This window comes from Avibacterium endocarditidis, assembly GCF_965138825.1.
Classification (GTDB): domain Bacteria; phylum Pseudomonadota; class Gammaproteobacteria; order Enterobacterales; family Pasteurellaceae; genus Avibacterium; species Avibacterium endocarditidis.
Genome location: NZ_CBCSDH010000004.1, coordinates 144,289 through 151,685 on the forward strand (window position 1 = coordinate 144,289; position 7,397 = coordinate 151,685).

Annotated in this window: 8 protein-coding genes and 1 rRNA gene; 2 read left to right on the forward strand and 7 right to left on the reverse strand. The window is 41.9% G+C overall.

Annotated features, from left to right (window positions below; all coding sequences use genetic code 11):
• Window positions 1-88 precede the first annotated feature (88 nt).
• Both ACNAV8_RS03695 and ACNAV8_RS03700 read right to left on the reverse strand, forming a co-directional pair.
• Complete coding sequence (locus tag ACNAV8_RS03695; RefSeq protein WP_103855611.1) at window positions 89-595, reverse strand: DUF2301 domain-containing membrane protein; 507 nt, start codon at window positions 593-595, stop codon at window positions 89-91.
• On the reverse strand, window positions 588-1,496 hold the full coding sequence (locus tag ACNAV8_RS03700; RefSeq protein WP_103855610.1) for a helix-turn-helix domain-containing protein: 909 nt from the start codon (window positions 1,494-1,496) through the stop codon (window positions 588-590). The genes ACNAV8_RS03695 and ACNAV8_RS03700 overlap by 8 nt, the downstream gene beginning before the upstream one ends.
• A gap of 150 nt (window positions 1,497-1,646) precedes the next feature.
• On the opposite strand from ACNAV8_RS03700, the gene ACNAV8_RS03705 reads away from it, so the two are divergent.
• Window positions 1,647-1,982, forward strand: a complete 336-nt coding sequence (locus ACNAV8_RS03705) for a carboxymuconolactone decarboxylase family protein (RefSeq protein ID WP_103855609.1) — start codon at window positions 1,647-1,649, stop codon at window positions 1,980-1,982.
• Between the two features lie 47 nt (window positions 1,983-2,029).
• Here ACNAV8_RS03705 and tldD read toward each other — a convergent pair whose 3' ends face one another.
• The 4 genes from tldD to rng all read right to left on the reverse strand — a co-directional run bounded on the left by tldD (window position 2,030) and on the right by rng (window position 5,846).
• Entirely contained in the window at window positions 2,030-3,478 is a 1,449-nt protein-coding gene (tldD, locus tag ACNAV8_RS03710; protein WP_103855608.1) for a metalloprotease TldD, read from the reverse strand.
• A 70-nt stretch (window positions 3,479-3,548) separates the two neighbouring features.
• Window positions 3,549-3,902, reverse strand: coding sequence for a type II toxin-antitoxin system PemK/MazF family toxin (locus tag ACNAV8_RS03715; RefSeq protein WP_103855607.1), 354 nt, complete (start codon window positions 3,900-3,902; stop codon window positions 3,549-3,551).
• Between the two features lies 1 nt (window position 3,903).
• The gene (locus tag ACNAV8_RS03720) at window positions 3,904-4,176 is read right to left on the reverse strand and encodes an AbrB/MazE/SpoVT family DNA-binding domain-containing protein (RefSeq protein WP_103855606.1); all 273 of its coding nucleotides are present in this window, start codon (window positions 4,174-4,176) and stop codon (window positions 3,904-3,906) included.
• 194 nt (window positions 4,177-4,370) lie between these two features.
• Window positions 4,371-5,846: a ribonuclease G gene (gene rng / locus ACNAV8_RS03725; RefSeq protein WP_115249249.1), complete on the reverse strand. Its 1,476-nt coding sequence runs from the start codon at window positions 5,844-5,846 to the stop codon at window positions 4,371-4,373.
• A 133-nt stretch (window positions 5,847-5,979) separates the two neighbouring features.
• Between rng and cmoB the strand changes: the two genes are divergently transcribed.
• Window positions 5,980-6,945, forward strand: coding sequence for a tRNA 5-methoxyuridine(34)/uridine 5-oxyacetic acid(34) synthase CmoB (cmoB, locus tag ACNAV8_RS03730; RefSeq protein ID WP_415777230.1), 966 nt, complete (start codon window positions 5,980-5,982; stop codon window positions 6,943-6,945).
• 363 nt (window positions 6,946-7,308) lie between these two features.
• Here cmoB and rrf read toward each other — a convergent pair.
• Window positions 7,309-7,397, reverse strand: a 5S ribosomal RNA gene (rrf, locus tag ACNAV8_RS11645); the annotation flags it as partial.

Sequence of the window (7,397 nt, forward strand, 5' to 3'; positions counted from 1 at the left end):
GAAACTGCTGAATTCTATAATGCGAAATCAGTCAAGACAATAATCTCTTTGTAAATAAAATTTTTCCCTGCATTGATTTTGCAGGCAATTAAATTTGATATTTACCCTTATCGCCAATATCAAAATGTAACGGCATTCGCCATTTTTGGATCGCAAGCACGGCAAAAAGTAATCCAGAAATAACGGATAATCCATTGAGCAGTAAGGAATAATTCAGCACTTTTGCAAACCACAATAAAGCAAGAAAAACAGGTTGCCAATTTAATCCCCAAATACGAAAACAAAAATATTCTTTAAATGCCAAACCGCCAAGTGTCAGCAAAGCGCCGCCCATAGCCAGTTGCGGCATTCCATATAAATGGCATAACAATGCCGCCCAAGTGGCAAATTGCAGTAGAAAACGGATATTTTTCAAATAAATATGTAATGATGAAGCACAACATAACGCCGCACTGAGTAATCCTAAATAAGTCACCTCTGGATAATAAGGCAAAAGCGCTGTCATTATTGCCGCTAAGACAAAACCTAAACGATAAATGATGACGGTAAAATAATCACACCAATCCATCGGTGATTGAATATGTGGATCAGCCATCTGTTTCTCCTTGTTTACGATATTGATTTGGCGAAATGCCGTAATATTGCTTAAAGACGCGGCTAAAATAAGCCTCTGACTGGTAGCCAATATCCAAAGCAATGGTAAGAATGTTTTTCTGCGTTGTTTTTAATAGCATTGATGCCTGCTGCATACGAACTTGGGAAAGAAATTTCCCTGGTGTCGTATCCATTTTCTTTTGGAAAACTCGAATAAAATTGGCGCGCGACATATTCGCTATTTCTGCCAAGGTTTCCATATTCCAATTTTTCTCTGGATTTTGCAAAATTGCTCGCACTGCTACCGCTAAACGCTTGTCCTGTAGCACCGCGAGCAGCCCCATTTTGCTTTCGTGCTTTTCAATATAATGCCGTAAAATGTAGGAAAATAGCACAGATGAAAGGGCATTAATAATAGATCTGCCTGCAAATTGCGCTTTCCCTTCAGCTTCAATACGGAATAATGCGACAAGTTGCTCAATCGGCGTTTGATACATCGAAAAATGCAAAATATGCGGCAGAATTTTGAATAAAATAGACTGCTTATCGTAATAAAACGCCCCACAGAACATTTCAAAATCACTTTTTTCTACACTATTGCTCGCCACTTGAAATAGTCCATTTTCACGCTTATCAATTAAGGTTTGTGTATTTTCCGCAAATTTTCGGCTTTGAATATAGTGCAACTCCCCCTCAGGTAAAAAGAAAATATCTCCCGCTTTCAGCAAAATTTTTTCTTTATTGACAATAACTTCACACTCACCGCGCACAATAATATGAAAAACGCCCATATTTTGCCCCGCACTTGGTTGTAGCGACTGCCAATCCCCCTGAAACAAACAATGGGTGTGAATTTCCCCTTCAATTTGAGCCAGTTCAATTAAATGATCCAAAATATCCAATGCTTTCTCCTTGTGCTAAACCAGCATCATAACGTATTTTGTTAGACTTTTTTAACCAAAACTTGAGATGATTTTGCAAGATAACTCTAACAAATCATCTCATAATAACACAAATTAAATAGCTATGATTTGATTAAATAGGAGTAAACAATGTTTAAAGACTGGAAACAAGAAAAGGCCCACGTTAAACAATCGTTCAGTGAACTTGGCAAAAAATACCCGAAAATGCTACAGGCATATGGCGCATTATCAAGTGCAATAGAAGCCTCCGCACTCGATGCCAAAACCCGTGAGCTCATTGCCCTTGCCGTTGCCGTGACCACACGCTGCGAAAGCTGCATTGCAGTACACGCAGATGAAGCTGTCAAAGCAGGCGCAACGGAAGAAGAAGTTGCCGCAGCATTAGCTACGGCAATTGCCCTCAACGCTGGCGCTGCCTATACTTATTCATTAAGAGCTTTAGAGGCGTTTAACGTTAATAAATAATTCATAAAAAAACCTAGCGATAGCGCTAGGTTTTTTACAAAAGTAAACTAACTCGTCCCACCCACCGTAATTTCTTCAATTTTTAATGCAGGTTGGCCGACCCCAACGGGTACGCTTTGACCTTCTTTGCCGCATACGCCGATGCCGTGGTCGATTTCTACGCTGTCGGCCACCATTGAGATATTTTGCATCACTTCAATGCCGCTGCCGATAAGGGTTGCACCTTTGACTGGTTTGGTGATTTTGCCATTTTCGATTAAATAGGCTTCAGAGGTTGAGAACACGAATTTGCCTGAAGTAATGTCCACTTGGCCGCCACCAAAGTGCGGTGCAAAAATGCCACGATCTACGGAAGCAATCAAATCGTCAAATTTACTTTTTCCTTCAAGCATATAAGTATTGGTCATTCTTGGCATTGGCAGATGAGCATAACTTTCACGGCGACCATTGCCCGTAGGTGCCCCCCCCATCAAGCGCGCATTCATTTTATCTTGCATATAGCCTTGCAAAATACCGTCTTTAATCAATACGTTACATTGGCTTGGCACGCCTTCGTCATCAATGGTGAGCGAGCCTCGGCGATTTGGCAATGTGCCGTCATCAACAATGGTGCAAAGCGGTGAAGTTACCAGCTCGCCCACTTTGCCCGTAAATAAGGAACTTTCTTTACGATTGAAATCCCCTTCTAAGCCGTGTCCGACCGCTTCGTGCAATAGCACGCCCGGCCAGCCCGCACCAAGCACAACAGGCATTAATCCAGCAGGTGCTGGGATCGCATTAAGATTCACCAAAGCTTGTCGCACCGCTTCTTTGGCAAACGCCACTGCGCGCATTTCGCCGTTGTCTATCTCAAAGAACCAATCTAATCCAAAGCGTCCGCCGCAACCTGCGCCACCACGCTCACGCTTGCCATCTTCTTCCACCAAAACAGAAATAGACAAACGCACTAAAGGGCGAATATCCGCGGCTAATGTGCCATCAGTGGCGGCAATCAACACTTCTTCATAAATTGCACTTAAACTAGCAGAAACTTTGGTAACACGCGGATCAGCCGAACGCGCAGTGCGATCCACCAGATGCAATAATTCAATTTTCTTTTCTTTACTGAGGCTTTCCAGTGGATTAATCGCCGCATAGCGTTGCACCGCAGAAACTGGTGTGAACGGCTGTGGCAAAATAAAACTTTGTTGCGTAGGCTGCGCAATGCCTTTCACTGCATTGGCACATTGCTGCAGACTCGCCAAGTTAATTTGATCCGCATAAGCAAAACCAGTTTTCTCACCACTCACCGCACGCACGCCCACACCGCGATCAATATGAAAACCGCCCTCTTTAATAATACCGTCTTCTAACACCCAACTTTCATCTTGGCTAAGCTGGAAATATAAGTCCGCATAATCAATATTGCGGTGATCCATTAGGTTAAACACATTCATTAAATCTTGCGTTGCCAACTGACTCGGCGCAAGTAGGGATTGGGTTACTTTATTTAGCATTGTTTTCTCGTTTTAATCATCATTAAAAATAAAAAAGCTGTTAGTCAAGCTAACAGCTTAAACCATAATATTAATCTCTGAGTATGGATTCAACAATATCTTGCACTTCTGACACAATATAATCTGGTGCAGATTCTAATTTCTTCGCATCTCGATTTCTAAAATCAATGGTTCTTGTTTGATAAGCTAGAATAATACCTTGCGTTTTACAGCCTGTACCGCTTAAGGTAACAGCAAAGCCATTTTCTCTTGCCATTTCAGCGTTACCTTGTGTAATCGGCGCAATTTTCATAAAACCCAATTGATGAAAAGCACGACTACTCAGCACTAACGCAGGTCTGCGTTCTCCTTGAATTTCTTTTCCAACCGTCGGATTTAAACACACCGAGATAATATCACCACGATCAAAGGGCGATTTTACCATATTAAACTTCGCCTCCCACAGGTTCAATGGAATCCCATTCATCGCAAGCAGGCAACGTTTTATGCGATGTCATTGCGATACGTTCCGCAAGGCTTAATCTTTTTTTCTTTACCTTGCTTGGATTGGGTAGCACAACAACTTTAATGGTTTGTTCATCAACTTGCGCAAATTCCAACATATCTCCCGCATTTAAATTCATTGCAGCAGCAAAATCCTTTGGCAAACGCACGGCTTTACTATTTCCCCACTGTTTGATTTCAACTTTGATATTCATTGCTTTACTCACTTTCACAAAACAGTTAATGTATCATCAAATGATACGTTGATAATTTACGCTAATTTCTCAAGTCGTGCAAGAAAGGAATGCTGATTCCGCAGGGCTTATCGCAAAAAATTCGTAAAAAAAGACCGCACTTTGATCTGCCTTAATCTACTCTCAAACAAAGTGCGGTGCTTTTTGAGGAAGTTTTACATTACTACCACGTCAAACTGTTCTTGGTGGTAATACACTTCGGTTTTTATTTGAATTTGTTTGCCAACGAATACTTCTAATTCTGCCACGAGTCCGTGGCTTTCTTCGTTGATCAAATAATCCGCTACGGCTCTTGAAGCATACACCACAAATTTTTCACTGTCGAAAAGGTGATGTACGCGGATAATTTCACGCATAATTTCGTAGCAAATGGTTTCTACGGTTTTCACTCGTCCACGTCCGCTACATTCAGGGCATTCATCACATAGAACGTGTTCTAAACTTTCGCGGGTGCGTTTGCGCGTCATTTCCACCAAACCGAGCTGAGTAAAGCCGTTCACACTGGTTTTTACGCGATCTTTCGCCAGCGCTTCTTGTAAAGATTCCAGCACGCGGGTTTGATGCTCTTCTTTTTGCATATCAATAAAATCAATGATGATAATGCCGCCGAGATTGCGTAGCTGAAGCTGTTGCGCAATGGCTTTGGTGGCTTCAATATTAGTATTGAAAATGGTTTCTTCAAGGTTACGATGCCCCACGAATGCGCCGGTATTAATGTCAATGGTGGTCATTGCTTCCGTTTGTTCTATGATGAGATAGCCGCCCGATTTGAGATTAACACGCTTGTCTAATGCGGTATGAATGGCATTTTCCACCCCATAGACATCAAACAAGGGTTGCTTGCCTGAATGTAGCATTAACTTGTCCGTCAAACTTGGGATAAATTCTTCGGTGAATTGCTTCACTTCATCAAAGCAAAGATGGGAATCAATGCGGATTTTTTCTAAATCGACTCCAATAAAATCACGCAAAATACGCTGCGGCAGCGCAAGTTCACCATAAAGCATTGAACGTGTTGGATATTTTGCGCGGCGCTCCATTACCTTGCGCCATAAGCGTTTTAAAAATTCGGCATCTTGCAGCAGATCTTCCTCTCGCGCCCCTTCCGCCGCCGTACGAATAATAAATCCGCCTAATTCATCGCAAAACGGTAATACCAGATCTTTTAAGCGCGCACGTTCTTCTTCGCTTTCAATCCGTTGCGACACGCCAACGTGGCTATTTTCTGGCATAAACACGAGATAGCGAGAAGGTAGCGTAATATCCGTGGTCAGCCTTGCGCCTTTCGTGCCAAGGGGATCTTTCACCACTTGCACCACAATATCTTGCCCTTCACGCACAAGCTCCGCAATGTCTTTGACGATGAACTGTTTTTTCTCGTTCTCATCTACACATTCTGTATGCGAAACAATGTCAGAAGCGTGCAAAAAGGCCGCTTTTTCCAAGCCAATATCCACAAAAGCTGATTGCATTCCGGGCAACACACGCGTTACTCGCCCTTTATAAATATTGCCAACAATGCCACGTTTGGCTTGGCGTTCGATATGCACTTCTTTCAAAATCCCCGTATCCACAAGGGCGATGCGGGTTTCACTTGGCGTTACATTAACTAATAATTCTACGGTTTCCATATTAATCTTATTTGCTTATTTTTCTGCTGGCTAGTCTAGCGAAAAGGGAAATAGAATAACAGTACCAAATCAGGTAAAATATGACCTTTCTCAAATTTTAACTATTTCTTTTGGAATGTTCAGTTTATAAATTATGATCGATTTTCGTCCTTTTTATCAACAAATTGCAACCGGCCCGCTTTCTGCTTGGCTTGAAACGTTACCCGCTCAACTTAAACAGTGGGAAAAGCAAACTCACGGCGATTACGCCAAATGGGCAAAAATTGTAGATTTTCTGCCTGATTTGCACGCCAATCAGATTAATTTAAAAAGTGCGGTGCAATCTGAGGGCGATTTTGAACTCAGCGCAGGCGAGCGTCAGCGCATTATTTATCATCTCAAGCAATTAATGCCTTGGCGCAAAGGGCCTTATCATCTTTATGGCATTCATATTGATTGCGAATGGCGTTCTGATTTCAAATGGGATCGCGTGCTGCCTCACCTTGCCCCACTCAACGATCGCGTGATTTTAGATGTGGGCTGTGGCAGTGGTTATCATATGTGGCGAATGGTGGGTGAAGGCGCAAAAATGGTAGTGGGCATCGATCCTACTGAATTATTTTTATGCCAATTTGAAGCGGTGCGTAAATTACTAAATAATGACCGCCGTGCCAATTTAGTCCCCCTGGGCATTGAGCAAATGCAGCCTTTAGGTGTGTTTGATACCGTCTTTTCAATGGGCGTGCTGTATCATCGCAAATCGCCTTTTGAACATTTTGCACAATTGAAAAATCAGCTAAGAGCTGGCGGTGAATTAGTGATTGAAACCTTAGTTATTGATGGTGATGAAAACACGGTGCTTGTGCCACAAGATCGCTACGCAAAAATGAAAAACGTGTATTTTATCCCTTCAGTCAAGGCCTTGATTTTATGGCTAGAAAAAAGCGGATTCCACAATGTGCGCTGTGTAGATGTGGCGGTAACCAGCCTTGAAGAACAACGTAAAACCGAATGGCTAGAAAATGAAAGCTTGATTGATTTCCTTGATCCAAACGATCACAGCAAAACCATTGAAGGCTATCCAGCACCAAAAAGAGCGGTGATTTTGGCGAATAAATAATTAGAAAAACACCGCACTTACAATAATGCCAAAATATAAATAAGAGTGAAAATGCTTCGTTCTTATTTATCGCTTACTAAGGCTCTCTTAAAAAGCATAAAACCAAAATGCGGTGTAATTTTGCTAAGTTTTTATATGTTTTCTGCCTTATTTATTTTACTCTTGCTTACAGCATAAATGGTAAAATTCACTGACATTATTATTCAACCAACAAGAAAACGAAAGAGAAGATAAATTAAGATAGACAAGATTAAATTAAGCGAAAAAAGCCCCCTCAAAATAAAACCCAAAATAGGAGATATAAAATAAAACAAATAAAAAACGCCATCGAGTTCCCTCAATGGCGTTNTTCTCTCATTCAATACCTGGCGGTGTCCTACTCTCACATGGGGATTCCCCACACTACCATCGGCGTTACAGCGTTTCACTTCTAAGTTCGGCATGGANTTAGG